The sequence below is a fragment of the Streptomyces sp. NPDC007901 genome (assembly GCF_042959465.1).
GTDB lineage: Bacteria > Actinomycetota > Actinomycetes > Streptomycetales > Streptomycetaceae > Streptomyces.
Map to the genome: position 1 here is coordinate 1,091,484 of NZ_JBIBKW010000001.1, position 24,904 is coordinate 1,116,387.

The window sequence follows — 24,904 nt, forward strand, 5'->3', positions numbered from 1 at the left end:
CGCTTCCGCGTACGGCAGTTACCGGACCGAGTGATCAAGTTCGACGCACCATTCGACACCGGACGTTAAAGATCAAGCTAGGTCTTCTCGGCAACGTGACGGTTGCGGTGTGTGACAGGGTGCGGGCGCCCGCTCGCGGCCTAGTTCTGTGGTGCCAGGGTGCGTACGACGTCGAACTCGTTGCCCTCGGGATCTGCCATGACCACCCAGTTTCGGTCTGATCCCTGGCCCACATCCGTCTTGGTGGCGCCGAGGCCGAGCAATCTGGTCACCTCATCCTCGGTGCTGCCGTCGATCGGGCTGACGTCGAGGTGAAGCCGGTTTTTCACGGTCTTGCCCTCGGGCACCTGGATGAACAGCAGGGTGGGCGGCATCTGGCGGGCCCGAACGTCCTCGACGGTCGGCACCCAGGAGCCGATCTCGACCTTGCCTTTGCTCCGGTCGATCACCTTGAAGTCCAGGACCTCGCACCAGAAGGCCGCGAGCCTCTCCGGATCGTGGCAGTCAACGACCAACTCAGTGAACCTACTTGTCATGACTCTCCCCGATAGTGCGGACGGGGCTCAGAGTATTGGCTAGTACTCCAGCCGTAGATCGCTGGTGCGCCGTCCGAACCGACCGCGCCTACGGGTGCGTGTCCGTGATCGCGATGACCTCGTCGAGGCGGTCCAGGGCAGCCTGCAGGTCGTCGACCTTGGCCTGGATGCGGTCGCGCTCGGCGCGCAGCATGGCTCGTTGCTCGGCGTCGGTGTGCCCGGAGTCCCAGCACGGAAGGAGTTCCGTGATCCTTCGGCTGGTCAGGCCGGCGGCGAACATCTGCTGGAAGAAGCGGACCAGGGTGACGGCGTCCTGCCGGTAGAGGCGCTGGCCGGATGGGCTGCGCTCGGCGATGAGCAGCCCCTGCTGCTCGTAGTAGCGCACGGCGCGTACCGAGACGCCGGCGCCCCGTGCCACCTCGCCGATGCGGATCAGCCGCTCGCCTGCGGCCTCCGTGACGGTCATGGCGATTCCTCTCACTCCGGCTCTGATGATCAGCGCTTGCCTCTGACGTCAGCGTCAGGTTTTAGCGTACGGGGCATGGACATCAACAACTCAGTTGCCCTTGTCACCGGAGCCAACCGCGGCCTGGGCCGCGCCTTCGCCCAGCGCCTGCTCGAACGGGGCGCCCGCAAGGTCTACGCGACGGCTCGCCGACCGGAGACCGTGGACCTGTCCGGGGTCGAGGTGCTGCCTCTCGACATCGCCGATCCCGCATCCGTGAGGGCCGCAGCCGAGGCCGCCGCGGACGTCTCGCTGCTCGTCAACAACGCGGGGATCCAGACGGGGACCGACCTGGTGACCGGTTCGCTGGACGCGGTGCGGCACGAGCTGGAGACCAACGTGTTCGGCCACCTGGGAATGATCCGGGAGTTCGCGCCGGCGCTCGCCAGGAACGGCGGCGGCGCGATCGTGAACGTCCTCTCCGCCATGTCGTGGTTCGGGGGCAAGGGCGCCAATGCCTACCACCTGGCCAAGGCCGCCGCCTGGGCCATGACCAACGGCGTCCGCCTGGAGCTCGCCGAGCAGGGCACGCTCGTGACAGCGGTGCACCTCGGCCTGGCCGACACCGACATGGCGGCGGGCTGGCCCGTGGCCAAGATCGCGCCGTCGGACCTGGCCGATGCGGTGCTCGACGGTGTCGAGGCGGGCTCCGCCGAGGTCCTCGCCGACCAGTGGAGTCGGGACGTCAAGTCACGACTGCCACTGACGCCGGAAGAGTTCAACGCCGCGATGGACCGAGCCCTGGCGGCGCTAACGGCAGGCTGAGGGGCCCTCGGGCCACGCTGGCTTCGGTCGGTTGCTTCTGAGGTCGGTCACTTGATACTCCATCCGCAGTTGTGGATCTTCATGTTGTGGCCGCGCGTCGGCGGTAGTGGCACTCGCGGGTGCGTGCCTGGTGTCGGCGACGCCATAGTGACCAGCGCAGGCGATGGTCGCGTTGGCCGTTCGGGGATGCGGCGGGCAGGGCGAATAGTCGCTGTATTTCGTTGCAGGTGAGGGCGATGAGTCCGGTGCGGGCCGGGTATTCGCGGTGCTCGTCGGCGCGGATGACGGCCAGGAAGGCGTGGGCGAGCATCGCGAGGGTCACCCAGCGCAGCCAGGGGGTGTGGCGGCGGACCTGGTGCTCGTCCAGACCGGCGAGGCCCTCGGCGGCTTGGAAGGTCTCCTCGATCCTCCAGCGGGTTCCGGCGACGCGGACCAGGGCGGGCAGCGGTACTGGCCGCGGGCTGAAGCAGTGGTAGTAGGCCACCTCACCGGTGGTGCGGTTGCGGCGGATCAACAGCTGGCAGGTGCCAGCCGAGTGGGTGGGGATCAGGTCCACGGCGGTCCAGTCGTAACGGCGCGGGCCTTTTGCGCCGGCGCCTGCGGACAGTTGCTGCCATCCATGTCGAGGTACCTTGCGCATCAGCGCGTCGACACGGAACTTGCCGGCAGGGGTATGCACTTCGGTGCGGCAGGAGACGGCCATGACGTATCCCGTCCCGTGCGTAGCGATCACCGACAGCAGGGCCGGGTTGCCGCCGTAGACCTCGTCGCCGGTGACCCAGCCGGCCGTGTGACCGCCGGCCCAGAACCTCTCGAGCATCGCGGCGGCGAGCTGCGTCTTGGTGGCGAAACGCACCTCGTCGGGGTCCAGGCCCGCCCTGCGGCACCGCTCAGGATCGTCGGTCCATGCTCTGGGCAAGTACAACTCACGGTCGACGGCGGCGTGTCCGCGCGGCGTGGCATGGACAAGATAGACCGCGACCTGGGAGTTCTCGATCCGCCCGGCAGTGCCGGTGTACTGGCGCTGCACTTCGACGGTCGCGTTCCCCTTCTTCACGTCGCCAGTCTCGTCGACGACGAGGACGGCCTGATCGCCGCCGAGGTGGTCGACGACGTAATCGCGCAGATCATCGCGGACCGCGTCCGCGTCCCACTTGGCCCGCTCTAACAGATGCTGCATGCCATCCGGCGTGGCCTCACCGGCCCACTCCGCGATCGTCCAGCAGTTCTTGCGGGGCAGATCGGCCAGCAGTCCGCGAACGAACTTCCCCACCCGACGCCGGGGTTCAGAACGGGCGAACCGTCCGGCTATGCGCTCCATCAGCCCCTCGAACTCCTCGTCCCAACGGACAGGGCCTACGCTGTGGCCTGCGGCCACTATCTGATCTTCTGTCTTCACACACGATGATCACCGGTGGCCCCACCCGTCGGCACCGCCTCACTCTCCAAGATCCACAACTACGGCTGGAGTACTAGGCCGCCCGTCCGGCAGATCCGCGATCTTCCTGACTGACCAGGGCCATCAGATGGACTTGACCCGGCATCAGATACGCGAGAAGCCCCTGGTAGGAACAGGTCTGCGAAGATCACGTTCCGGAACCCAGAGGCTTCACGCGTTGACCAGTATCACCTCCGGGAGATGCCGCCCAGTTCATCGACCACCAGCACACGGGCGACCAGCCGGGCAGACCTCGGTGACCGTCCCGCCCATGGTTCGCATCGAGAGGGCCGCAGTCCGGTCCGCTCCTCATGTCACACTCCTGTAGCGCCGGCTGACAACGCATCGCACTTGGGGGCAGACATGACGACTCCACGCATTCGGAGAATCGCCGGCCAGATCATGTTCTGCGTCAGCCTGCTCTGGGCCGGCGGGGAGTCGATCTATGGAACCGGCATGTACCGCGTCGTCTCTATCGTGATGTTGATCATCGGCGGGGTGACGCTTGTCGGCACGGGCCTCGATCGCATCCGTCCCCGGCCGAAACGTCGCAAAGCACGCTTGCAGGATGCCGGGAACTGAACACCCGCCCCCGCGTGTCCGCTACGTGCCCGTCTTAGAGAGGCCCTGAGACGGCGGTACAGCAACGAAGCACAGCAACCACAGCAACCGGTCCCGTCCCGTAGCGTCCTTGCGGACCCGAAGTGTGGCCTGTATGACCGTCATTGACCGATCTATCTAGAGCTACGGATCAGAAGGTCACACAGCTCACGAGACGGCCCAGTCACAGTGACGAGGCTATTTGAATCTCCCCACCCGATGCTCGGAGTAGCTTCGGACTTGTTCGGCTTGATTCCCCAGACAGACCTGTGCTGGCCATGCGGATGGGCGCAGCAAGGGAGGGGACGCCGGGGCGGCCGGAATGGTTACCTGATCGGCTTCATCATCTCGGAGCGGATCCGGAGGGTGGTCCTGGCGGTGGTCTTCAGGTCGATGTTCATCGTGGTGGCGAAGGTCATGTCCGCCACCCGGGCCCAGGTGTTGCCGTCCGCCCAGACGCAGACCGGGTAGGTGAGCGTCGACCGGTCGGCCCAGGTCCGTGTCAGCACCTCGCAGTCGACCCTGATGCGGGAGCCGGATGGGGTGACCTCCTTCGGCGGCACGAGTACCTTCGCTTGGGTGGTGCGGGCGCTGTTGCCCGCCAGCACGCGGGCGCGCACCCCGGCGGTATTCCTGAACCGGCCGTACATGCCGGTCACGGTGAGCTCTCCCCGGTCGCCGTCGCCCGGGTCGGCCTGGTAGACCGCGACGACGCCGTGGACGGCTTCGGCGTCCCAGTTGTGCCGCCAGTTCCTCTCCAGCGTCCGGCCCAGGGTCGGGGAGTCGTCCTTGGTCAGCTTGTAGCGGCCGTCGAGCAGTGCCCCGGGCACGGTCAGGGCGTAATCGGCCCTCGGATAGCTGCTCTCGATCTTCTTTCCTACCAGTACCAGCGTCGCCAGAAGCGCGACGATCAGGAGGAAGACCCCACCGATGATCCAGGCCATGAGGCCGACCCGGCTCTTCTCCGGCGGGGGCGGGGGAGGCGAGGCGCCCCAGGGGTGGAAGGGCGTCTGATAGGGCGACTGCGGCGCCGGAGGCATGGACACGCCAGAACGGTACTCGACATCGTCCGAGCGGGCCGACCTGCGGAACGATCTCCCGATGGACATCCCTGGCCAAGTCGCGAACCAGGCAAATGAGGTACCGAGCGGTGAGTGTCTAACTGCGTGACAACGCCGACGAACACCGGCGAACGAGAGCGGACGTCTGCGGACCATCAGCCCGGGTGAGAGACGCACCCACCCAAGGCGCATGCCCTATGCAAGTTGCTTCGGGACGAAGGGGTCGAGAGCTAAAGGCGATCGCGCTCGACCAGCGAACCATCAGGGCCCAGTGTGTAGACGCGCGGCGGGGCCATGGCTTCCACGGCTCTGCACAACTCCGCTTCCTGCTCCGCGAGATCGGCCCGTGGGGGCCCGCGTATGGAATCCGTGCAGCTCGATGGCGTCTGCGTCGACGTCATCGGGCTCGGGGCGCCCCTCCTGGATGAAGCCGCAGAGCGCCCGCAACGCGTCCTCGCCCAGCTCCAAGGGGTGAAAAGGCAGGGGGTACGGCTCTTCCTCTTCGTCAGGCCAGGGCACGATGCCAGCCGGACGGTTTCCGGCCCAGTGGGACAGTTCGAAGGGAAGCGGTTCGCCGATGCTCTCGATGATGCCGCTGTCCGGTGACAGACTCAGCGAGCGGACCAGGCGTCCGTCCTCCCACAAGGCGAACGCAAGCCAGTCGACGACGCTGTGCATGGCGTGCAGGACGAGCCGTCGGCCGGCGCTTGCCGCCACGAGGTGCTCCGGGAGCTGGGAGGGGAGGTCGATCATCACCCTTTGATCACCGATGACCTCCACGCCGGGCCAGCTGGCCGCGTACGCCGTCCCCTTCGGGGGGTACACGCCGTCCCAGAGAGTCGAGCCTTCGCACTCCTCGATCTCCCGGCCCGGATACAGCCGCCGCATCATGGCGGCCGTTCGGTCGCGGTCCGCCGGCCCCACTCCTCGCAGCAGCCCCGGTATGTCGCCGTCGGCGTACACCAGCAATCCCGTCTTGGCTCCCACAGCCCCTCCCCGAGCGATGCTCATCCTGGCTGACGCAACATAACCGCACGCACTGACAACAGGGCTGCCACAGTCCCGTGCCCGGCCGGGCCGGCCCCGGACCCTCCCACGCTTCCCAACGACGACCAGACGCCAAGCCTGCACCCGTGACCACACCACAACCGCACCAGATCGGGCGGGGAACAGCGGGGAACCACGGTGAAAGCAGTCGGGCACGACGAGGCCGCACGGCGACCGTTCACCCAGGTCAGAGGCCAGACCAGCTCCGAATGACCGCAGCTTCCCAAGCTGAGAGTCCGACCGCACGTACGGCCGCCGAAGGCGGTACGAGTACGTCTGACGCGTGTACCTCACATGGCCCACAAGACCCCAGCAGACCTCAGGACACACACTCCGAGTCAGGCTCGCGCCCTTGGCATGAATCTGCCATCTGTCTTTGGGGTTTGCGGAGATGTCCGGTCTTGTGTCCGAACCGCGCAGAGTGGCAAGTGTGGCGTTCGCGGCCGTATTGCTCGCGGGGGGATCGGTTGCCTGCGGAGGAGGCGCCAAGAGCGATTCCGCGGTTACAGACCTACCCAAGGTAGCTCCGGCGGAGGCGGTAGCGAAGGCGGCGAAGAACTCCGAGGACATCACGTCGCTCCACTATCGGATCAGCGGGACCGTGCCAGGGAAAGGACGTCTGGAGGCCGAGGCGTCCATGAACACGCATCCGCTGGCCATGAGTATGAAGACGACCGCTGCGCCCGACCAGGGTGGGAACGGCCAGTTGGAGATCCGGTTCGTCGACAAGGTGATGTACGTCGGCGGGAGCGCGGTGCGTCCCGAGAAGCTGAAAGGCAAGAGCTGGCTCAGCGCTGCGCCGGCCATATGGGGACGAGGCGGGGCGGACAACCAGTCCTACGGCGTACTGCCCAGTCAACTGCAGGCGAGCCCAACCGCGCAGTCCACGCTTCTGACCGGGTCCAAAGACCTGCGGCTGATCGGGAACGAGACGGTCGACGGCGCCAAGACCACGCACTACAAGGGGACGGTCAACAGCAAAGGCCTGATTCGAGGGCGCCTCGACCAGTTCATGCAGCTTGAAGTCTCCGACCCGCTCACCATGGACCTGTGGATAGACGGCGACGACCGCACCAAACAGTTCCGCATGCGGGCCGAGCACAATGACGACATGGTCGGCACCGGAGACGGGCCGCTCGACCTGACCATCACCTTCCTCGACATCAATCAGCCTGTGACCATCAAAGCGCCGCCGACCAAGGACACCGTCCCACTCGCGGCCGACGCGCAGGAGGGCTGAGCGACATCTGGGCAGAGGAGAACGCTTGATACGCCGGCCCCGTCTCAGTTTCCGTCTCATTCAGCCCCGTTCACGACCGTTCAGGCGAGAACCACAACCCTCCCGGCGCCGACGACCGATCGGCCATGACCCCAGGTGAACGCCTCTGAACACAGCCCACCCGGCCACCACCACAGTTGGAAAGCGCGTTGCTCACGTCCCAAACTCGGCCCGAGTAACCATTCCCAGCCAGGATGGCAGCAACGGTTCGATCAAGTCCCGCAAGTCGCTTTCGGGTGATTCGGGCTCCATGCGATATCACCGTCTGCCTCCAACGTAGCCGAAATCTTCGATTTGGCCACTTCCTCGTGACCGTCGATACAACCGTGATATCGGCGATGAATCACCTTTGGAGAGTTGCCGACCCGCCGCGCTACTTCAGCGATCGGCACACCGGCGTTCAGTCACCGCGTAATTCACGCGTGCCGTAGGTCGTACGGGCGCCCCGCCAATGACGAGTTTGGCCCGCTCAACCTCCAGCCCCACCCCGGTCGGCAGTGGACCGAGCGGGGGAAGCGCAAAGACCCCGATGGGGAACCCCGACCCCGGAGGCGGGCGGCCTACACCCGTCCGCACGGGGTCAGGCACTTGTTCGCCGCCTACGACTTGGGCAAGGACAAGCTTTACGGTCACATCAAGCCGAAGAAGAACCGGACGAAGTTTCTGGAGTTCTGCCGCTACCTGCGCAGCCTCCACCCGCCCAGGACCCGCGTCGCGATCGTGCTCGACAACTTCTCTCTGCACCTGACCACGAAGAATGACACCCGCGTTGGCGACTGGGCTGCGGCCAACAGCGTCGAATTCGTCTACACACCGACCAACATCTCCTGGCTGAACCGCATCGAGGCCCAGTTCACCGCGCTGCGCTACTTCGCGCTGGACGGCACCGACCACGCCAGCCACAAGGAGCAGGGCAGCATGATCCGCCGCTATATCATCTGGCGGAACAAGCACATCGCCGATATTCGCTTGCACACCATCGTCACTCGGGTCGGCGTCGCCTGACACCTGACGAAGGCAGAGAAGATGACCACGCAGACCCACCCCGTCGACCACGAACTCATCCAGGCCGCAGCGCACGTCGCCCGCACTCGCTGTCGGGGTGACAACCACACCATGGCAGCCGCAGCCCGCGCCCGGGACGGCCGGATCGTCACTGCGGTGAATGCCTACCACTTCACCGGAGGGCCTTGCGCCGAACTGGTCCTCATCGGCGCCGCAGCCGCCCAGGGCGCCTACGACCTGGACACGATCGTCGCCGTGGGTGACCGCAACCGGGGGATTGTTCCCCCGTGCGGCCGGTGCCGTCAGGTACTTCTCGACTACTTCCCCGCCATCAAGGTCATCGTCGGGGAAGACGACCGCATCCGAACCGTCCTCATCTCGGACTTGCTGCCCGCAAGCTACGTCTGGGCCGACCACCAGCTCGACGTCGAGTAGATCCTGCCGCTCGGCACGAGCTGACACCGCCAGTCGGCGATAGGGCGAACGTTGCCTGATGCGGCACCAGTGTCTCTAGTGCTGTGACCGGAAAGGTTTGCCGGGAAGCTCGCGGCGTCCGGTGCGGTGCATCGCAAGGCGGAGCATCGCCCGCGTACTGGACGTACTCGGGTGATGCGACAACGCGGCGAGGTGCCGTGCCGGGCGTCGCGAGCCGGTGAACCTTTCCGGTCGCAGCACTAGAAGCACGACGAGGGCTGCAAGCGCGTTCACCCCGCCAGTCGTGCAGACGGCATGACTCGGGCGTTCAACCTTCCCCGGCCAAGGCTGCCACGTCGACCGTGCGTTTGACGATCGGCCGACCTTGGGCGGCGGCCGCGGTTGGAGTGAGTCTCCCTTCCCGGGAATTGCCCAGCGACACTCTCAGGCGCCCCACGTCTTGGCGTGCTCGCACAGGTAGTCGACGAGTTCGGGCGGTTGGAGTTCGAGCGCCGCCACGGCAGACGCGTCCCGCGCGACGCGGACCGGCGAGAAGTCGCCGGTGTCGGCATCGTCCAGGTCGGGACCACCGCGACGGCTCAGATCCATGTCCAGTACCTCGGCGAAGAAGTAGTGCCGCACGACCGTGACCTTTTCACCCGGCTCGGTCAAGGTCAGGAACTCGGTGGCGGCGCCGATTGTGGCGCCGAGTTCTTCCATGACTTCGCGGTGCAGGGCCGCTTCAAGGTCGGCGTCGTAGGGTTCGACGCCTCCACCGACCGTTGTGCAGTACGGCAAGCAGCCCGGCCATCTTCGGCGCAGGAACACCAGCTGACCGTCATCCAGCAGGACCGCGCGAACGTTGTGACGGACCCTCATACGCGCGACGATAGTGCGCTCGTCCCGGTGAGGAGGCTCGAACCGGGCAGGCTGAGGACAGGGAAGCTGTCACAGAGGCCGACGATCACAACTCGATCTGGTTGACGACAGACCTTGGTGGCTTGCCTCGGCTGCGGGCATTCGGAGCGAAGCCGTCATCGGAGTCACAGGGGTGCCGCCCTCGCCTCCTTCGATCCCTCGATCACCCGCCCGCCTCCGGCCCCCACCGCTCCGGCCCCACCCCGCGCCAATCGATCCACGGTGCTTCCGTGACCTCCGCCGGGTCGATTTCCAGGCCGGCTCGGCGGAGGAACTCGGCGAGGTCGGTCGGGTTGTGGGCCAGGCCGAGGATCTCGCCGTCGACGCGGACGCGTCGGCCACCGGTGGGGGACGGTGGATGGACGATCACGCGTATCGGTCCGGCCATGCCTTCAGGATCGTCCGGGACGTAGGGCCCCGCACTCCGGCTTGTCATTCGGGGACCTCCGGTTCAGTGTCCAGGCGGCGGGACGCGTACGGCGCGGGCGTGGCTCGTACCTTCACCGCCGTCGGTGACGCCCCTCAGCAGACGTCACCTCACCCCACCCCACGGTCGGAAGGCCGCCCCAGGTGCCGCAGTTCCCACCATGCTGTGGGGCTCGGTCGCCGTTGCTGCCAATAAGGGTGGAAGAACAGCTGGGTCGACAGCCGGTGCAGGCGTCGGCGCAGTTCGGTACGGCCGGGGCGTTCGGCGAGCTGTCGGTACGTGGCGCTCCATTCCTGCTGCGCCTGGGCCAGGTCGGCGGGAAACGATCGCATGACCGGATTCAAGCACGTGTTCGATTTATGCGTCCATCGGCGTTCCGCTTTGCCCTGTCCGGGAGGGGGTCGCCGTCCGTATACCGTGGCTCGGCATGACTCATACCGGGAGTGAGATCACCGCAGAGCTGGTCCGGGATCTGCTGCGTGACCAGCACCCGGACCTGGCCGATCGCCCTGTGGAGTTCGGCGCCCGCGGCTGGGACAACCAGTTGTGGCGGCTCGGCGACGACCTCGCCGTCCGGCTGCCCTGGGCGACGCTGTCCGCGGACGCGCTGCTGCGCAAGGAGCATGCCTGGCTTCCCGCCCTCGCCCAGGGGCTTCCCCTGCCGGTCCCCGTTCCACAGCGGCTCGGTGAGCCCTCCGAGCGGTTTCCGCGGCCTTGGATCGTCACCACCTGGGTGTCGGGAACGCCTGCCGACCGCGCCCCTGTCACGCGTGCCGCGGCGGCGGCCCGAGCCCTGGCCGACTTCCTGACCGCCCTTCACCGGCCCGCACCCGAAGGAGCGCCCGCCGGGCGCGGCCGTGGGGGTCCGCTGGCCGACTGCGCCGAGGGGTTCGCCCGGCAGTTGGCGTCGGCCATCGAGATGGGGCTGGTCCCTGACCCGGACGCCGTTGGTGCCGTCTGGGAAGACGCCGTCGCCGCGCCCGAGTGGGCGGGGCCGGCGCTGTGGCTGCACGCCGATCTGCATCCGGCCAACGTCCTCACCGGGGACGGCACCATCTGCGGTGTGATCGACTTCGGGGACCTCTGCGCGGGCGATCCGGCCTGCGATCTCGCCGCCGCGTGGACACTGCTGCCGGACGGCGCCGCCGACCGCTTCTATGACGCCTATCGGCCGGTCACGGACGCGGCGACCCGGCGCCGCGCCCGCGGCTGGGCGGTGCTGAGAGCCCTCGCCTGCATGTGTATCGGAGAGGCAGGTGTCCACGGCCGTCCGGGCGGCAAGCCCACCTGGGGGCCACCCGGCCATGCCGCGCTGCGGCGCCTTGTCGCAACGGCCCGTCACTGATCGTCAGGCGGCGCGAAGGTGATGGTGAGATGAGAGAGGGGCTGGGGGGCGTCCACATGCCGGTGCCCGGCGGCGTCCACCAGCGACCCTCGGCGATCACGGCCCTATATCGCGCGCCCTGCCCGCACCCGGCACCCTACGATCACCTGGTTCGACTGCTGGAGGCTGGAGGGGCGGACGTGCTGGAGGGCATCGAGGACGGGACGGCGGCGGCGACGCGGCTCGCGGGAGGGGCGCCGCTTCGGAGCGTGATCGATGTCGCCGACCCCGGTGACTGGCTCACGCTGGACGCGGGAGTGCGTGCGGTGGCCTGGTACGGCCCGCGGTTCCTGCCGGAGTGGGAGCACTCCGCGCCGCTGCCCGCCGACCTGGCCGAACTCGGGGAGTCCCGGCTCGCGCTCGCCCTGTGCCACCGCGACGGCCGGATCCGCCAGGAGGCGGTGCGCCGGTCGGCCCGGTACCCCGCTCTGCTGCCGTTGGTCGTGATCCGCTGCGCCGATTGGGCCGGACCGGTGCGCGAGAGCGCCCGGCAGTTGCTGCGCGAGGCCCTGGACGTGGACGCTGCCCCCGTCCTCGCCCCCGTCCTCGCCCCCGATCTCGCCCCCGGCCTCGCGCCGCTCGTTCTCCGCGTCGGCCGCCGCGACAGAGGTGCCTTCGCTGTCGATGTGCTCGGTCAGAGCCTGCGCCGGGCATCCCATGGGCAGCTCGCCGCCCTCTTCGCCGATTCCGACCGCGTCGTCCGGCGGTTCGCGTACCGGCTGGCCGTCGAGGGGCGGCTGCTCCGTCCCGCCGAGCTGGCCCGCGTGGCCGCCCGGGACAAGGACACCGTGGTCCAGGACCTGTGCGCCACGGCGGCGCTCACGGCTCTGGCGGACGAGCAGGCGTACGAGGATGTGCTGCCTACGCTGCTGTCCGCACGCAACCCGCGTACCCGTTCGGCCGGCGTCACCGGCCTGCGGCGGGCGGGTCGGTCGGAGCAGGCGGAGGCGTTTCTGAGCGACCGCTCCGCGCTGGTGCGAGCTTGCGCCCGGTATGTCGTACGACAGCACGGTGGTGATCCGGCGGCCTGGTACCGGGAGCGGTGCCTGGCACCGGACGACAGCGAGTTGGCGCCCGGTGCGGTCATCGGGCTGGCCGAGTGCGGGAACCGCGCGGACGCCGGGCTGCTGTGGCCGCTGCTCGCGCATCCGGAGGCCGGGGTGCGGGCGCGGGCGGTGGCGGGGCTGCGGGTGCTGGACCGCGCGGATGCGAAGCGGTTGCGACCGCTCCTCGACGACCCTGCCGCCAGTGTCGTCCGCGAGACGGCCGTCGCCCTGCTTCCTTCGGCGAAGGATCTGCCCGCCGACTGGCTGCTGGAGCGCACCGGTTCGGAGCGGCCCCGGCACGTCCGTGTCGGCGCGTTCCGGCTGCTCGACGCGTGTGGCGGCATCGCGGCGCTACGGGCGGCGGTCGGTCTGCTGGAAGACCCGGACACGAAGTTGCGCGCCTGGGCCGGGCAGTCCGTGCAGCGCTGGCATCCCTCGGCGGACGTGCGGCTCCGCGACCCGGAGGTGGGGGAGCTGCTCGACCGGAGTCGGCACCTCTTCAGCGATTACGTGCTGCGTCGACGCAAGCGGGAAGCCGGGGTGGACGACCTGTCAGAAACGGCCTAGTGCCAGCAGGTTTCCTCGCCGCCGTCCCTCCGCGTGCCGACTGATATCGAGTAGGCGCGGCCCGTCCTGGCCTCCGGCTCGGGGGAGAAGCCTCGTGGGTGCAGGTCGAGGTTGAGGAGGAGGTGTCGGCCCTGTTCGGTTCTGGTCCAGCAGGCGCCCTCGACGGTGGCGGGCGGTGCCTCGGGGGCGGGGTCCTGTTCGTACGTCCAGCCGGCCGCGGCGGCGGCCTTGGAGTAGTGGGTGAGGACGTCTTCCGGGGTGTCGGGGGATATGTACAGGCGGTCCGCGTGCAGCCAAGGTGCTCCGGCGCTGTCGTCGTCGCAGCCGGTGGTCACGCCCACGCCGCGGTAGTTGGCGGGTGGGGAGGCGTTGGTGGGGGCGGTGTCGAGCAGGGGCTGGGCGGCGAGTCGTTTGAGGGCGGTGGCTGTGTCGTGGCAGCCGTTGCCGCGGTCGGTGGCGACGATCGAGCAGGCGGTGAGGAGCGTGGCAGGGAGGAGGAGGGTCGCCGCTGACAGCATGCGCGCGGCGACCGACGAAGGCGATGAGGTGGTGGGCAACGGTGCTCCTGGGAGTGGGGGAGCCGTCGGGCGGGTCAGGAGCCGTCGGGTGCGGGCGCGGTGAGTGCGGTCGCGGTGGCTCGGGCGAAGGCGTCCGGGTTGTCCAGCATGATGTTGTGGCCGCAGTCGGGGATCGGGATCACGGTGACGCCGGACGCGGTGAGGGTGTCGGTGCCCGGGAGGGGAGCGTCGGCCTCCGGGAGCAGGTAGGTGCGGGGGATCCGCAGGGTCAGGAGGAGCTCGCGCATCGTGGGGGTGGTGCCGCGGGTGAGGTGGACGGCGCTGCGGTGCAGGGCCTCGCGGTCGGCGAGGCGCATGGTGGACCACCAGTGCGGGCCGGCCAGGTCGCGGGTCTCCTGCCAGCCGCCGGCCAGGAAGTCCTCCTCGGAGCAGGCGGCGATACCGCTGCTGCCGAGGGCGCCGCGCCGGGGCGTGATCGGGTCGAGGTTGGCGTCGACCAGGACCAGCCGGGAGACCAGGTGCGGGTGGCGGGCGGCCAGGACGATGGCCACCGAACCGCCCATGCTGTGGGCGATCAGGTCCGCCCCCGTGACATCCGCCTCGGTCAGGGCCCGGGCCAGGGCGTCGGCGTGTGCCTCCAGGGTGTAGTCGAACGCCGTGGGACGGTCGCTGATGCCGTGCCCGAGGAGGTCGATCAGGAGGGAGCGGTGGCCGGCCAGCGAGGGGTGGACGGCGGTCTCCGTGAAGTAGGCGGGCGAGGTGGCGCCCAGGCCGTGGACGTAGACCCGGGTGGGCTCGCGCCCAGGGAGTTCGACCCAGCGGATCCGGTCACCCCGGGGCGTGGCGGCGGCGCTGTGCACAGTGCGGCTCCTTCGCTCGTCTTCCCTTGTCACGATCGGTAGCAGGATCGGTCGTGGGATCGGTCGTGGGATCGGTCGTGGGATCGGTCGCGGGATCGAGGGCAAGATCGGTAGAGCGAGAGGCTAGCCGGTCGTCCGCCCGGCGGGTGCGGCTCGCTCGCACGAGGTGGAAGTCCGGAAAACCCGGACGCGGTGGCCGGTCCGGACCTACTCTCGAGTTGTGCCAGGCGCGTCGGGGCGGGTGCTTGTTGTGGACGACAACAAGGTCATCCGACAGCTGATCAGGGTCAATCTCGAACTGGAGGGTCTCGAGGTCGTGACCGCGGCCGACGGTGCCGAGTGTCTGGATGTCGTTCATCGGGTACGGCCCGATGTGATCACCCTCGATGTGGTCATGCCCCGGCTCGACGGACTGCGGACGGCCGCTCAGCTGCGTGCCGATCCACGGACCCGTGATCTTCCGCTCGCCATCGTGAGTGCCTGTACGCAGTACGAGGTCGAGACCGGCCTCGATGTCGGCGTCGACGCGTTTCTCGCCAAGCCCTTCGAACCGGCCGAACTCGTCCGTATGGTGCGGGAGTTGATGGAGCGGCGGACGGGGCGGCAGGAACGCGGGCGCGAGGGGGAGGACAGCGAGGTCGAGTACTCCGGGGAGCGGACCGGGGGCAACCCCGTCTACCCGTAGCGTCCTGGACGCACGGTCCTGAGCGTCCGGGACGCACCGTCCTGGACACACCGTCCACATGCCGGACCGTCCCCAAACCGACTCGCCTACCCACCCCCCTCCTCCCCTACGCTTGTCCCGTGACCCCCGTCGAGCTCTCCCGTACCGTGCTGCACGCGGTACGTCGTGCTGTGGACGACGGGGAGCTCAGCGTCAGCGTGCCGGAGCGGGCCGCGGTGACCCCGCCGGGGCCCGGGGGCTGCGGGGACTACGCCACGAACATCGCGCTGCAGCTCGCCCGCCCGGCCGGGCAGCCGCCGCTGCGGGTCGCCGAGATCCTGCTGCCCCACCTCGCGAACTGCGCCGGCGTCGACGACGTCGTCGTCACCGGACCCGGGTTCCTCAACATCAGCCTCAGCCCCGCCGCGTCGCCCACGGCCACCCTGGTCGCGGAGATCCGCGCCCTGGGGCCCCGCTACGGCCACGGCGACGCCCTCGCCGGGCAGGTGGTCGCGCTGCGGGTGCCGTACGAGATCCGGGCCGAGGTCGTCGCCGACGCCGTGGTGCGGATCGTCGCCGCGCAGGGCGGGCGCGGTGAGGTCGATCACGGCGACCCCGTGAACCTGCGGCCCGTACCGGCACCGGAGGACCCCCTGCCGCTCGGGCCGGACGCCGCCCAGTGGGCCCTGCTGCATCCCGCCGCCCACGACCGGCCCCGGGTCACCGCCGACCACCTGGTGCAGCGGGAGAGCAATCCGCTGTTCCGGGTGCGGTACGCCCACGCCCGCACGCGCGCCGTCGGGCGCGGCGCCGGACGGCTCGGGTTCGATGCCGTACCCGGCGATCCGGTACAGGGCGATGGTGGTCCGGGACATGGCCATGGCGATCCGGTGCACGGCGACGCCGTACCCGGTGCCGGCACGGACGCCCCGAGCGTCCTCGTCGCCACCCTCGTCACCGCCCTCGCCGACTACCCCCGCATCCTCACCGCCGCGGCCACCCACCGCGCCCCCGACCGGCTCGCCCGGCACCTCGTCACCGTCGCGGATGCCGTCCTGCCGTACCTGACGACCGTGCTGCCGCGCGGCGACGAGAAACCCTCGGCCGCCCACCGTGCCCGGCTCGCCCTCGCCGAAGCCGCCGGGACGGTGCTGGCCGGCGGCCTGTCCCTGCTCGGCATCGACGCACCCGATCACCTCTGAAGAGAGCGCCAGAAGAGCAATGAGCCGTTCCGCACACCCCGCCGGGCCCCGGCACGCCGACGTCCTTCCCGAGGGCCACTACGCCGCTCCGCCCACCGACCTCAACGCCCTCGACCCCAAGGTGTGGGCCCAGACCGTCAGCCGTGGCGAGGACGGTGTGGTCAGTGTCGGCGGTGTCGACGTCAAGGCCCTCGCCGAGCAGCACGGCACCCCCGCCTACGTCCTCGACGAGACCGACTTCCGCGCCCGGGCCCAGGCCTGGCGCAGCGCCTTCGGCCCGGACGCCGACGTGTTCTACGCCGGGAAGGCGTTCCTGTCCCGAGCCGTCGTGCGCTGGCTGCACGAGGAGGGGCTCAACCTGGACGTGTGCTCCGGCGGGGAGCTGGCCACCGCGCTGTCCGCCGGCATGCCCGCCGACCGCATCGCCTTCCACGGCAACAACAAGTCGACGCACGAGATCGAGCGGGCGGTCGACGCCGGTGTCGGGCGGATCGTGCTCGACTCCTTCCAGGAGATCGTCCGCGTCGCCCACATCGCCCAGTCCCGCGGCAAGCGGCAGCGCGTGCAGATTCGTATCACCGTCGGGGTCGAGGCCCACACGCACGAGTTCATCGCCACCGCCCACGAGGACCAGAAGTTCGGGATCCCGCTGGCGGGCGGGCAGGCCGCCGAGGCCGTGCGGCGGGCGCTGCAGCTCGACGGGCTCGAACTGATCGGCATCCACTCGCACATCGGGTCGCAGATCTTCGACATGTCCGGGTTCGAGGTCGCCGCGCACCGGGTCGTGGGGCTGCTCAAGGACATCAGGGACGAGCACGGGGTGGAGCTGCCCGAGATCGACCTGGGCGGCGGGCTCGGGATCGCGTACACCAGCGACGACGACCCGCGCGAGCCGCACGAGATCGCCAAGGCGCTCACCGAGATCGTGTCGCGGGAGTGCGAGGCCGCCAGGCTGCGCACGCCCCGGATCTCCGTGGAGCCCGGGCGGGCCATCGTCGGCCCCACCGCCTTCACCCTCTACGAGGTCGGCACCGTCAAGCCCCTCGACGGGCTGCGCACCTACGTCTCCGTCGACGGCGGCATGTCCGACAACATCCGGACCGCGCTCTACGACGCCGAGTACAGCGTCGCTCTCGTCTCCCGGACCAGCGACGCCGAGCCGATGCTCGCCCGCGTCGTCGGCAAGCACTGCGAGAGCGGGGACATCGTCGTGAAGGACGCGTTCCTGCCGGGCGACCTGGCACCCGGTGACCTGATCGCCGTACCGGCGACCGGCGCCTACTGCCGCTCCATGGCGAGCAACTACAACCATGTGCTCCGGCCGCCCGTCGTCGCGGTGCGCGACGGCGAGGCCCGGGTGATCGTCCGCCGGGAGACGGAGGAGGACCTCCTGCGTCTCGACGTCGGCTGACACGGGTTGTCACGGGCGGAAGATCTCCTGTCTTCCGCCTCCCGGAAATGAAATAGATGTCTCACGATCCGGACGAAGGGTAGAAAACGCCGTCCGGTGAGTGAGACTGGTCCAACCGTAGACGGTATGAGGAAACGAGGTCGGATGATGCGTACGCGTCCGCTGAAGGTGGCGCTGCTGGGCTGTGGGGTTGTCGGCTCAGAGGTGGCGCGCATCATGACGACGCACGCCGACGACCTCGCCCAGCGGATCGGCGCCCCGGTGGAGCTCGCCGGGGTCGCCGTACGACGGCCCTCCAAGGTCCGTGAGGGCATCGACCCGAGCCTGGTCACCACCGACGCGACCGCCCTGGTCAAACGCGGGGACATCGACGTGGTCGTCGAGGTCATCGGCGGTATCGAGCCCGCCCGCACCCTCATCACCACCGCCTTCGAGCACGGCGCGTCGGTCGTGTCGGCCAACAAGGCGCTGCTCGCCCAGGACGGCGCCGCCCTGCACGCGGTCGCCGAGCAGAACGGCAAGGACCTGTACTACGAGGCCGCCGTCGCGGGCGCCATCCCGCTGATCCGGCCGCTGCGCGAGTCCCTCGCCGGCGACAAGGTCAACCGGGTGCTCGGCATCGTCAACGGGACCACCAACTTCATCCTCGACAAGATGGACAGCACGGGGGCGGGGTACCAGGAGGCGCTCGACGAGGCCACCGCGCTCGGGTACGCGGAGGCCGACCCGACCGCCGACGTCGAGGGCTTCGACGCCGCCGCCAAGGCCGCCATCCTCGCCGCGATCGCCTTCCACTCGCGGGTCCGCCTCGACGACGTCTACCGCGAGGGCATGACCGAGGTCACCGCCGCAGACTTCGCCTCCGCCAAGAACATGGGCTGCACCATCAAGCTGCTCGCCATCTGCGAGCGCGCCGGCGACGGCGGCTCCGTCACCGCGCGCGTGCACCCCGCCATGATTCCGCTGACCCACCCGCTCGCCTCGGTGCGCGGCGCGTACAACGCCGTCTTCGTCGAGTCCGACGCGGCCGGCCAGCTGATGTTCTACGGGCCCGGCGCCGGCGGTGCGCCCACGGCCTCCGCGGTCCTCGGCGACCTGGTCGCCGTCTGCCGCAACCGGCTCAGCGGGGCAACGGGGCCCGGCGAGTCGGCGTACGCCGCCCTGCCCGTCTCGCCGATGGGCGATGTCGTCACGCGCTACCACATCAGCCTCGACGTCGCCGACAAACCGGGTGTTCTCGCCCAGGTCGCCACCGTGTTCGCCGAGCACGGGGTTTCCATCGATACGGTTCGGCAGACCGGCAAGGACGGCGAGGCCTCCCTCGTCGTCGTCACCCATCGGGCCTCCGACGCCTCCCTGTCCGGGACCGTCGAGGCGCTGCGCAAGCTCGACACCGTGCGGGGTGTCGCCAGCATCATGCGGGTTGAAGGAGAGTAACCAGCAATGACCCACCAGTGGCGCGGAATCATCGAGGAGTACCGGGACCGGCTGCCCGTCTCCGACACCACGCCGGTCGTGACGCTCCGCGAGGGCGGCACGCCCCTCGTGCCCGCGCAGGTGCTCTCCGAGCGCACGGGCTGCGAGGTCCACCTCAAGGTGGAGGGCGCGAACCCGACCGGGTCCTTCAAGGACCGCGGTATGACCATGGCGATCAGCAAGGCCAAGGAGGAGGGCGCGCAGGCGGTCATCTGCGCCTCCACGGGCAACACGTCCGCCTCCGCCGCCGCGTACGCCGTGCGCGCGGGCATGGTCTCGGCCGTGCTCGTCCCGCAGGGCAAGATCGCGCTCGGCAAGATGGGCCAGGCGCTCATCCACGGCGCGAAGATCCTCCAGGTCGACGGCAACTTCGACGACTGCCTCACCCTCGCCCGCAAGCTGAGCGAGAACTACCCGGTGGCGCTGGTCAATTCGGTCAACCCGGTGCGCATCGAGGGCCAGAAGACGGCTGCCTTCGAGATCGTGGACATGCTCGGCGACGCGCCCGACATCCACGTCCTGCCGGTCGGCAACGCGGGCAACATCACCGCGTACTGGAAGGGGTACACGGAGTACGCCGGTGACGGCATCGCCGCCAAGACCCCCCGGATGTGGGGTTTCCAGGCCTCCGGCAGCGCCCCGATCGTGCGCGGCGAGGTCGTCAAGGACCCGTCGACCATCGCCACCGCGATCCGGATCGGCAACCCCGCCTCCTGGCAGTTCGCGCTCGCGGCCCGGGACGAGTCCGGCGGCCTCATCGACGAGGTGACGGACCGTGAGATCCTGCGCGCCTACCGGCTGTTGGCCGCGCAGGAGGGTGTCTTCGTGGAGCCCGCCTCCGCCGCCTCCGTGGCCGGTCTGCTCAAGGCCGCCGAGCAGGGCAAGGTCGACCCCGGCCAGCGCATCGTCTGCACGGTCACCGGCAACGGTCTGAAGGACCCCGACTGGGCCGTCGCCGGCGCCCCGCAGCCGGTCACCGTACCGGTCGACGCGGCCGCCGCCGCCGAGCGCCTCGGGCTCGCCTAGAGAACCGCTCGAGGCGTACTCGAGAAGTACCGCAGGAGTACGCCGGAAGCAGGGAGTGCGAGGGCACTCCCTACGAAGGGGGCACAGGGGGCTTACGACACGCATCGTGCGCCTCCTGTGCGCCCTATGTCGCCACAGAACCTTCCTTCGATAGGCTGTACTGAACCCGCCCGCTGCATATGCCTCCGCATATGGCGCGGTGCCGCGCCGTCTCCACGGCCCGAGGGTCATCACGTACCTATCGAGTGTCATTCGACCATCACGCAGCTCAAGGAGAGTCATCGAGCGATGGCCGGTCCAGCGTTCCGCGCCGCCGCCGTCCGGGTGCGCGTCCCCGCCACCAGCGCCAACCTCGGCCCGGGCTTCGACGCCCTGGGCCTCGCGCTGGGGCTCTACGACGACGTCGTCGTCCGGGTGGCCGACTCAGGGCTGCACATCGACATCGCGGGTGAGGGCAGCGAGACGCTGCCGCGCGACGAGAGCCACCTTCTCGTCCGCTCCCTGCGCACCGCCTTCGACCTGCTGGGCGGACAGCCCCGCGGCCTGGAGATCGTGTGCGCCAACCGCATCCCGCACGGCCGCGGCCTCGGCTCCTCCTCCGCCGCGATCTGCGCCGGCATCGTCGCCGCGCGCGCCGTCACCATAGGCGGCGAGGCCAGGCTCGACGACGCCGCGCTCCTGGAGCTGGCGACCGAGATCGAGGGCCACCCCGACAACGTCGCGGCCTGTCTGCTGGGCGGCTTCACGCTCTCCTGGATGGAGTCCGGCGCCGCCCGGGCGATCAGGATGGAGCCCGCCGGTTCCGTCGTTCCGGTGGTTTTCGTGCCCGGGAAGCCGGTGCTCACCGAGACCGCGCGCGGACTGCTCCCGCGCACCGTGCCGCACGTCGACGCCGCCACCAACGCGGGCCGTGCCGCCCTGCTCGTCGAGGCCCTCACCCGGCGCCCCGAGCTGCTGCTGCCCGCCACCGAGGACCGTCTCCACCAGGAGTACCGCGCCCCCGCGATGCCGGAGAGCGCGGCACTGGTGGAGCGGCTGCGCGCCGACGGGATCCCGGCCGTGATCTCCGGCGCCGGCCCCACCGTGATGGCGCTCGCCGACGCCGAGAGCGCCGACAAGGTGCAGGCCCTGGCCGGTGCGGACTGGGCCGCAAACCGCCTGGACCTGGACCTGTACGGCGCGAGCGTGCTGCCGCTCGCGCCCTCGAGTGACATTTGACGCGCACGATTGCCGGATTTGGAGAGGGGGAATGTTTGTTGGATCCGGTAGTGTTAACCTCAAGTCTGCACCCGACCCCACCATGGCGAGGTGCTTCGTGTCCCCGTCCGGGACAGACATTCTTCCGGGAGTCTCCCAAGCCACTCAGCGTTTCGTATGTCGTACATGGGCAGTACGCCGTACGCGGGCACTGAGCGGGCCGCTGGGCACGCTCCGGAATTGGTGCGACCACGCCTCGTGACACCGGGTGCCACGGCTGCGGAAGCGCCGTCATCAGAAATTCTCTCCGCCGCTTTGGCGGACCACCGCCCCGGCACGGTCCACACAGCAAGGACCGAAAGCCGGACAGCACAACCGGTCGCCGAGCCAGACAGGCCGACGTCCGCTCCAGGGAAGGACCCTTCGTGAGCGACACCACCGATCTGATGGGCGCACGTGTCGAGGAGACCGCTGCCGCGCCCGCCACGGACGCCTCCGCGCCTGCCACCGGTGCCGGCTCCCGGCGGCGCCGCGGTACCGGCCTCGAGGGCATGGTGCTGGCCGAGCTTCAGCAGGTCGCATCCGGCCTCGGCATCAGGGGCACCGCGCGGATGCGCAAGAGCCAGCTGATCGAGGTCATCAAGGAGGCGCAGGCCGGCGGGGGAGCTCCCGCCAAGGCCGAGACGGCCACCGAGACCAAGCCGAAGCGCCGGGCCACCTCCAAGGCCCGTACGGGCGAGGACGCCGCCGAGAAGAAGGCGGAGCAGCCCGTCGCGGCCCCCGCCGAGCAGGCCGTGGCCCAGCAGCAGATCGAGATCCCCGGCCAGCCGGCCAGCGAGGACGCGCCGGCCGAGCGCCGCCGTCGCCGCGCCACCGCCGAGGCGGGCAGCCCCACCGCGAACGGTGCGGACACGATCGTCGCCGAGGCGAAGAGCGAGCCGAAGGCGGAGACCCCCGCCGCGCAGCCGCAGCAGGGCGACGCCGGTGACGGCGAGGGCCGCGGCCGCCGCGACCGCCGTGAGCGCGGCCGTGACCGCGACCGCCGCAGCAAGGGCGACGAGCAGCAGGGCGGCGGCCAGGGCGGCCGCCAGGACCAGGGCGGTCGCCAGGACCGGCAGGACCGCCAGGACCGTCAGCAGCCGCAGCACCAGGGCGGCGGCCGTCAGGACCGGGGCGCCGGTCCACAGGACGACGACGAATTCGGTGACGGCCGCCGTGGCCGTCGTGGCCGTTACCGGGACCGCCGTGGCCGCCGTGGCCGTGACGAGATCGGCGGCGCCGAGCCGCAGCTCGCCGACGACGACGTGCTGATCCCCGTCGCGGGCATCCTCGACATCCTCGACAACTACGCGTTCATCCGGACCTCCGGCTACCTGCCCGGTCCGAACGACGTGTACGTCTCCCTCGCCCAGGTCCGCAAGAACGGCCTGCGCAAGGGCGACCACATCACCGGCGCGGTCCGCCAGCCCAAGGAGGGCGAGCGGCGCGAGAAGTTCAACGCGCTGGTCCGCCTCGACTCCGTCAACGGCATGGCGCCCGAACACGGCCGTGGCCGCCCGGAGTTCAACAAGCTGACCCCGCTCTACCCGCAGGACCGCCTCCGTCTGGAGACGGACCCGGGCGTGCTGACCACCCGCATCATCGACCTCGTGTCGCCGATCGGTAAGGGCCAGCGCGGTCTGATCGTGGCCCCGCCGAAGACCGGCAAGACCATGATCATGCAGGCGATCGCCAACGCGATCACGCACAACAACCCCGAGTGCCACCTGATGGTCGTCCTGGTCGACGAGCGTCCGGAAGAGGTCACCGACATGCAGCGGTCGGTCAAGGGCGAGGTCATCTCCTCGACCTTCGACCGCCCGGCCGAGGACCACACCACGGTCGCCGAGCTCGCCATCGAGCGTGCCAAGCGTCTGGTGGAGCTGGGCCACGACGTCGTCGTGCTGCTCGACTCGATCACGCGTCTGGGCCGTGCGTACAACCTGGCGGCGCCGGCCTCCGGCCGCATCCTGTCCGGTGGTGTCGACTCGACCGCCCTGTACCCGCCGAAGCGCTTCTTCGGTGCGGCCCGCAACATCGAGGACGGCGGCTCGCTGACCATCCTCGCCACCGCCCTGGTGGACACCGGGTCCCGCATGGACGAGGTGATCTTCGAGGAGTTCAAGGGCACTGGCAACGCCGAGCTCAAGCTCGACCGGAAGCTCGCCGACAAGCGCATCTTCCCCGCGGTGGACGTCGACGCGTCCGGCACCCGTAAGGAAGAGATCCTGCTCGCCCCCGACGAGCTCGCCATCGTCTGGAAGCTGCGCCGGGTGCTGCACGCCCTCGACCAGCAGCAGGCGGTCGAACTGCTCCTCGACAAGATGAAGCAGACGAAGTCGAACGCCGAGTTCCTGATGCAGATCCAGAAGACGACGCCGACGCCCGGCAACGGCGACTGAGTGTTGTCGTCAAGGTCGTAAAGCAGAGAAAAGGGCCGCCCTCCGCAAACAGCGGGGGGCGGCCCTTTATTTGTGCAGCGATTCCGGCCCTGTCAATCCGGCTCCTTTACCTCTGCTTTTCGAACGATCCGGTGGCGGGAGCTACGCACGGGACGACATCCGTTTCCTCGCCCGCCGCCGTACCCGCCTCGCAGAGCCGGCCGCCCTTCTCGCGCAGGTCGAGGTGGAAGCGCGTGACCTTGCCGTCCTGCTGGAGGCCGTGGATGCGCTCGTCGATGTAGCCCAGGGCGTTCAGGCTCCTGCGCACCTTGGCGGGGGTGGGGTCCGGGACCGCCTGCAGCGCCTGGATGATGCGCTGTTCGTGCTGGACACTCGCACACCAGTCCCGGTCGCTGAGCTGCGCCTCCGTAGGGGCGCCGGGCAAGATCGGTTCCGTCGGGGGAGTCTCGGTGGGGGCGAGACTCTGCTCCCCTTCCGGCCCGGTGGTCGAGGCACACGGCTTCGCGACCTCGTCCAGCATCACCGCGAACGCCGCCTGCTCGGAGGTCGACCGGGTGGCGCTCCCGCTGTCACCCGACCCGTTGCCTCCGCAGCCGGCAAGGGCCAGCGCGGCGAGGGCGGCGGCCGTGAGGGTGCGCCCGGGGCCGGTGAACGCACTGATGGGGGTGGTGATGGGTGTCATGCGTGCAGTCTCCGGCCGGTGTTCCGCGTCGCGCATGAGTGCGTGTACTCATCTGCGGAGGCCGGCTTTACCTGCCCAAAAGAAGCGGGTGCAAGCGATCAGGGTTGAACTGGTGTCCGCGCTCGCGGAATTGCGGTAGCCGTATTCGCCGTGCTGTTGCCTCCGCAGGAGCTACGGGCGCGGCGTGGCCGGCGGGCTGTGGTGCGGTGTATCGGCTCGGTGGGCGACGGCTTCACGGACGCGTGGCCCTGGTCATCCCGGAGCAAAGAAAGGGGCTGCCCCCCGCAAGGTGCGGGGGGCGGCCCTTCGCGTTTCCTTCTCCGATGTACGATCGCGCCCTTCGGTCAATTGACCGATTCACGAACTCCTGATCCCGAGGGGGGACTTAGGTGGGTACACCCACGTCCGGGAGCGGTCGGCACAGACGCCGGATAC

Annotated in this window: 24 protein-coding genes and 1 pseudogene; 14 read left to right on the forward strand and 11 right to left on the reverse strand. The window is 69.5% G+C overall.

Annotated elements, in window-relative coordinates:
• Positions 1-140 precede the first annotated feature (140 nt).
• Both ACFZDK_RS05215 and ACFZDK_RS05220 read right to left on the reverse strand, forming a co-directional pair.
• Positions 141-536 carry a VOC family protein gene (locus ACFZDK_RS05215; protein WP_362755256.1) on the reverse strand — a complete coding sequence of 132 codons (396 nt, stop codon included), beginning with the start codon at positions 534-536 and terminating at the stop codon, positions 141-143.
• A gap of 88 nt (positions 537-624) precedes the next feature.
• On the reverse strand, positions 625-1,002 hold the full coding sequence (locus ACFZDK_RS05220; protein WP_306927063.1) for a MerR family transcriptional regulator: 378 nt from the start codon (positions 1,000-1,002) through the stop codon (positions 625-627).
• A 75-nt stretch (positions 1,003-1,077) separates the two neighbouring features.
• On the opposite strand from ACFZDK_RS05220, the gene ACFZDK_RS05225 reads away from it, so the two are divergent.
• Complete coding sequence (locus ACFZDK_RS05225) at positions 1,078-1,806, forward strand: SDR family oxidoreductase (RefSeq protein ID WP_390969858.1); 729 nt, start codon at positions 1,078-1,080, stop codon at positions 1,804-1,806.
• 79 nt (positions 1,807-1,885) lie between these two features.
• Here the strand turns inward: ACFZDK_RS05225 and ACFZDK_RS05230 are convergent, their stop codons facing one another.
• Entirely contained in the window at positions 1,886-3,127 is a 1,242-nt protein-coding gene (locus tag ACFZDK_RS05230) for an IS701 family transposase (RefSeq protein ID WP_390969859.1), read from the reverse strand.
• Positions 3,128-3,607: 480 nt separating this feature from the next.
• On the opposite strand from ACFZDK_RS05230, the gene ACFZDK_RS05235 reads away from it, so the two are divergent.
• Positions 3,608-3,826: a hypothetical protein gene (locus ACFZDK_RS05235; protein WP_390969861.1), complete on the forward strand. Its 219-nt coding sequence runs from the start codon at positions 3,608-3,610 to the stop codon at positions 3,824-3,826.
• Positions 3,827-4,170: 344 nt separating this feature from the next.
• Here the strand turns inward: ACFZDK_RS05235 and ACFZDK_RS05240 are convergent, their stop codons facing one another.
• Both ACFZDK_RS05240 and ACFZDK_RS05245 read right to left on the reverse strand, forming a co-directional pair.
• Entirely contained in the window at positions 4,171-4,890 is a 720-nt protein-coding gene (locus ACFZDK_RS05240) for a hypothetical protein (RefSeq protein ID WP_390969863.1), read from the reverse strand.
• A gap of 276 nt (positions 4,891-5,166) precedes the next feature.
• Positions 5,167-5,916, reverse strand: a complete 750-nt coding sequence (locus tag ACFZDK_RS05245; RefSeq protein WP_390969865.1) for a DUF6928 family protein — start codon at positions 5,914-5,916, stop codon at positions 5,167-5,169.
• Positions 5,917-6,343: 427 nt separating this feature from the next.
• Between ACFZDK_RS05245 and ACFZDK_RS05250 the strand changes: the two genes are divergently transcribed.
• From ACFZDK_RS05250 to ACFZDK_RS05260, 3 genes and pseudogenes are all read left to right on the forward strand, one after another.
• Complete coding sequence (locus tag ACFZDK_RS05250; RefSeq protein WP_390969867.1) at positions 6,344-7,192, forward strand: LppX_LprAFG lipoprotein; 849 nt, start codon at positions 6,344-6,346, stop codon at positions 7,190-7,192.
• Positions 7,193-7,684: 492 nt separating this feature from the next.
• A pseudogene (locus tag ACFZDK_RS05255) lies at positions 7,685-8,236 on the forward strand (transposase); the annotation flags it as partial.
• Positions 8,237-8,257: 21 nt separating this feature from the next.
• A complete protein-coding gene (locus tag ACFZDK_RS05260; RefSeq protein WP_390969869.1) occupies positions 8,258-8,671 on the forward strand; it encodes a cytidine deaminase family protein in 414 nt (137 codons plus the stop codon).
• A 423-nt stretch (positions 8,672-9,094) separates the two neighbouring features.
• Here ACFZDK_RS05260 and ACFZDK_RS05265 read toward each other — a convergent pair whose 3' ends face one another.
• The 3 genes from ACFZDK_RS05265 to ACFZDK_RS05275 all read right to left on the reverse strand — a co-directional run bounded on the left by ACFZDK_RS05265 (position 9,095) and on the right by ACFZDK_RS05275 (position 10,327).
• Positions 9,095-9,529, reverse strand: a complete 435-nt coding sequence (locus ACFZDK_RS05265) for an NUDIX domain-containing protein (RefSeq protein WP_390969871.1) — start codon at positions 9,527-9,529, stop codon at positions 9,095-9,097.
• A 202-nt stretch (positions 9,530-9,731) separates the two neighbouring features.
• The gene (locus tag ACFZDK_RS05270) at positions 9,732-9,956 is read right to left on the reverse strand and encodes a hypothetical protein (protein ID WP_390969873.1); all 225 of its coding nucleotides are present in this window, start codon (positions 9,954-9,956) and stop codon (positions 9,732-9,734) included.
• A 149-nt stretch (positions 9,957-10,105) separates the two neighbouring features.
• Complete coding sequence (locus ACFZDK_RS05275) at positions 10,106-10,327, reverse strand: hypothetical protein (protein WP_390969875.1); 222 nt, start codon at positions 10,325-10,327, stop codon at positions 10,106-10,108.
• Positions 10,328-10,422: 95 nt separating this feature from the next.
• Here ACFZDK_RS05275 and ACFZDK_RS05280 point away from each other — a divergent pair, with 95 nt between their 5' ends.
• Together ACFZDK_RS05280 and ACFZDK_RS05285 are read left to right on the forward strand one after the other, a co-directional pair.
• Positions 10,423-11,340: a phosphotransferase gene (locus tag ACFZDK_RS05280; protein WP_390969877.1), complete on the forward strand. Its 918-nt coding sequence runs from the start codon at positions 10,423-10,425 to the stop codon at positions 11,338-11,340.
• Between the two features lie 29 nt (positions 11,341-11,369).
• Positions 11,370-12,992 carry a hypothetical protein gene (locus ACFZDK_RS05285; protein WP_390969879.1) on the forward strand — a complete coding sequence of 541 codons (1,623 nt, stop codon included), beginning with the start codon at positions 11,370-11,372 and terminating at the stop codon, positions 12,990-12,992.
• Here the strand turns inward: ACFZDK_RS05285 and ACFZDK_RS05290 are convergent.
• Together ACFZDK_RS05290 and ACFZDK_RS05295 are read right to left on the reverse strand one after the other, a co-directional pair.
• A complete protein-coding gene (locus ACFZDK_RS05290; RefSeq protein WP_390969881.1) occupies positions 12,989-13,549 on the reverse strand; it encodes a hypothetical protein in 561 nt (186 codons plus the stop codon). The two genes, ACFZDK_RS05285 and ACFZDK_RS05290, sit on opposite strands and share 4 nt — an antisense overlap.
• Before the next feature lie 35 nt (positions 13,550-13,584).
• Positions 13,585-14,370 (reverse strand): alpha/beta fold hydrolase, encoded by a 786-nt coding sequence (locus ACFZDK_RS05295; RefSeq protein ID WP_390969883.1) that lies wholly within the window; start codon positions 14,368-14,370, stop codon positions 13,585-13,587.
• A gap of 166 nt (positions 14,371-14,536) precedes the next feature.
• Between ACFZDK_RS05295 and ACFZDK_RS05300 the strand changes: the two genes are divergently transcribed.
• From ACFZDK_RS05300 to rho, 7 genes are all read left to right on the forward strand, one after another.
• Positions 14,537-15,055, forward strand: coding sequence for a response regulator (locus ACFZDK_RS05300; RefSeq protein WP_390969885.1), 519 nt, complete (start codon positions 14,537-14,539; stop codon positions 15,053-15,055).
• A 119-nt stretch (positions 15,056-15,174) separates the two neighbouring features.
• Complete coding sequence (nrtL, locus tag ACFZDK_RS05305) at positions 15,175-16,236, forward strand: ArgS-related anticodon-binding protein NrtL (RefSeq protein ID WP_390969887.1); 1,062 nt, start codon at positions 15,175-15,177, stop codon at positions 16,234-16,236.
• A 19-nt stretch (positions 16,237-16,255) separates the two neighbouring features.
• Entirely contained in the window at positions 16,256-17,647 is a 1,392-nt protein-coding gene (gene lysA / locus ACFZDK_RS05310) for a diaminopimelate decarboxylase (protein ID WP_390969889.1), read from the forward strand.
• Between the two features lie 144 nt (positions 17,648-17,791).
• Entirely contained in the window at positions 17,792-19,084 is a 1,293-nt protein-coding gene (locus ACFZDK_RS05315; RefSeq protein ID WP_359220741.1) for a homoserine dehydrogenase, read from the forward strand.
• 6 nt (positions 19,085-19,090) lie between these two features.
• A complete protein-coding gene (thrC, locus tag ACFZDK_RS05320; protein WP_390969892.1) occupies positions 19,091-20,149 on the forward strand; it encodes a threonine synthase in 1,059 nt (352 codons plus the stop codon).
• Between the two features lie 288 nt (positions 20,150-20,437).
• A complete protein-coding gene (thrB, locus tag ACFZDK_RS05325; RefSeq protein ID WP_390969894.1) occupies positions 20,438-21,367 on the forward strand; it encodes a homoserine kinase in 930 nt (309 codons plus the stop codon).
• A 404-nt stretch (positions 21,368-21,771) separates the two neighbouring features.
• A complete protein-coding gene (gene rho / locus ACFZDK_RS05330; protein ID WP_390969896.1) occupies positions 21,772-23,787 on the forward strand; it encodes a transcription termination factor Rho in 2,016 nt (671 codons plus the stop codon).
• Positions 23,788-23,893: 106 nt separating this feature from the next.
• On the opposite strand, the gene ACFZDK_RS05335 is transcribed toward rho, so the two are convergent.
• A complete protein-coding gene (locus ACFZDK_RS05335; protein WP_390969898.1) occupies positions 23,894-24,469 on the reverse strand; it encodes a hypothetical protein in 576 nt (191 codons plus the stop codon).
• Positions 24,470-24,904: the final 435 nt, after the last annotated feature.

What these genes read in the sequence shown, in the direction of transcription:
- ACFZDK_RS05215 (WP_362755256.1), bottom strand. Translation starts at nt 536, where the DNA reads ATGACAAGTAGGTTCACTGAGTTGGTCGTTGACTGCCACGATCCGGAG.
- ACFZDK_RS05220 (WP_306927063.1), bottom strand. Translation starts at nt 1,002, where the DNA reads ATGACCGTCACGGAGGCCGCAGGCGAGCGGCTGATCCGCATCGGCGAG.
- ACFZDK_RS05225 (WP_390969858.1), top strand. Translation starts at nt 1,078, where the DNA reads ATGGACATCAACAACTCAGTTGCCCTTGTCACCGGAGCCAACCGCGGC.
- ACFZDK_RS05230 (WP_390969859.1), bottom strand. Translation starts at nt 3,127, where the DNA reads ATGGAGCGCATAGCCGGACGGTTCGCCCGTTCTGAACCCCGGCGTCGG.
- ACFZDK_RS05235 (WP_390969861.1), top strand. Translation starts at nt 3,608, where the DNA reads ATGACGACTCCACGCATTCGGAGAATCGCCGGCCAGATCATGTTCTGC.
- ACFZDK_RS05245 (WP_390969865.1), bottom strand. Translation starts at nt 5,916, where the DNA reads ATGAGCATCGCTCGGGGAGGGGCTGTGGGAGCCAAGACGGGATTGCTG.
- ACFZDK_RS05250 (WP_390969867.1), top strand. Translation starts at nt 6,344, where the DNA reads ATGTCCGGTCTTGTGTCCGAACCGCGCAGAGTGGCAAGTGTGGCGTTC.
- ACFZDK_RS05260 (WP_390969869.1), top strand. Translation starts at nt 8,258, where the DNA reads ATGACCACGCAGACCCACCCCGTCGACCACGAACTCATCCAGGCCGCA.
- ACFZDK_RS05265 (WP_390969871.1), bottom strand. Translation starts at nt 9,529, where the DNA reads ATGAGGGTCCGTCACAACGTTCGCGCGGTCCTGCTGGATGACGGTCAG.
- ACFZDK_RS05270 (WP_390969873.1), bottom strand. Translation starts at nt 9,956, where the DNA reads ATGGCCGGACCGATACGCGTGATCGTCCATCCACCGTCCCCCACCGGT.
- ACFZDK_RS05275 (WP_390969875.1), bottom strand. Translation starts at nt 10,327, where the DNA reads ATGCGATCGTTTCCCGCCGACCTGGCCCAGGCGCAGCAGGAATGGAGC.
- ACFZDK_RS05280 (WP_390969877.1), top strand. Translation starts at nt 10,423, where the DNA reads ATGACTCATACCGGGAGTGAGATCACCGCAGAGCTGGTCCGGGATCTG.
- ACFZDK_RS05285 (WP_390969879.1), top strand. Translation starts at nt 11,370, where the DNA reads ATGAGAGAGGGGCTGGGGGGCGTCCACATGCCGGTGCCCGGCGGCGTC.
- lysA (WP_390969889.1), top strand. Translation starts at nt 16,256, where the DNA reads ATGAGCCGTTCCGCACACCCCGCCGGGCCCCGGCACGCCGACGTCCTT.
- ACFZDK_RS05315 (WP_359220741.1), top strand. Translation starts at nt 17,792, where the DNA reads ATGATGCGTACGCGTCCGCTGAAGGTGGCGCTGCTGGGCTGTGGGGTT.
- thrC (WP_390969892.1), top strand. Translation starts at nt 19,091, where the DNA reads ATGACCCACCAGTGGCGCGGAATCATCGAGGAGTACCGGGACCGGCTG.
- thrB (WP_390969894.1), top strand. Translation starts at nt 20,438, where the DNA reads ATGGCCGGTCCAGCGTTCCGCGCCGCCGCCGTCCGGGTGCGCGTCCCC.
- ACFZDK_RS05335 (WP_390969898.1), bottom strand. Translation starts at nt 24,469, where the DNA reads ATGACACCCATCACCACCCCCATCAGTGCGTTCACCGGCCCCGGGCGC.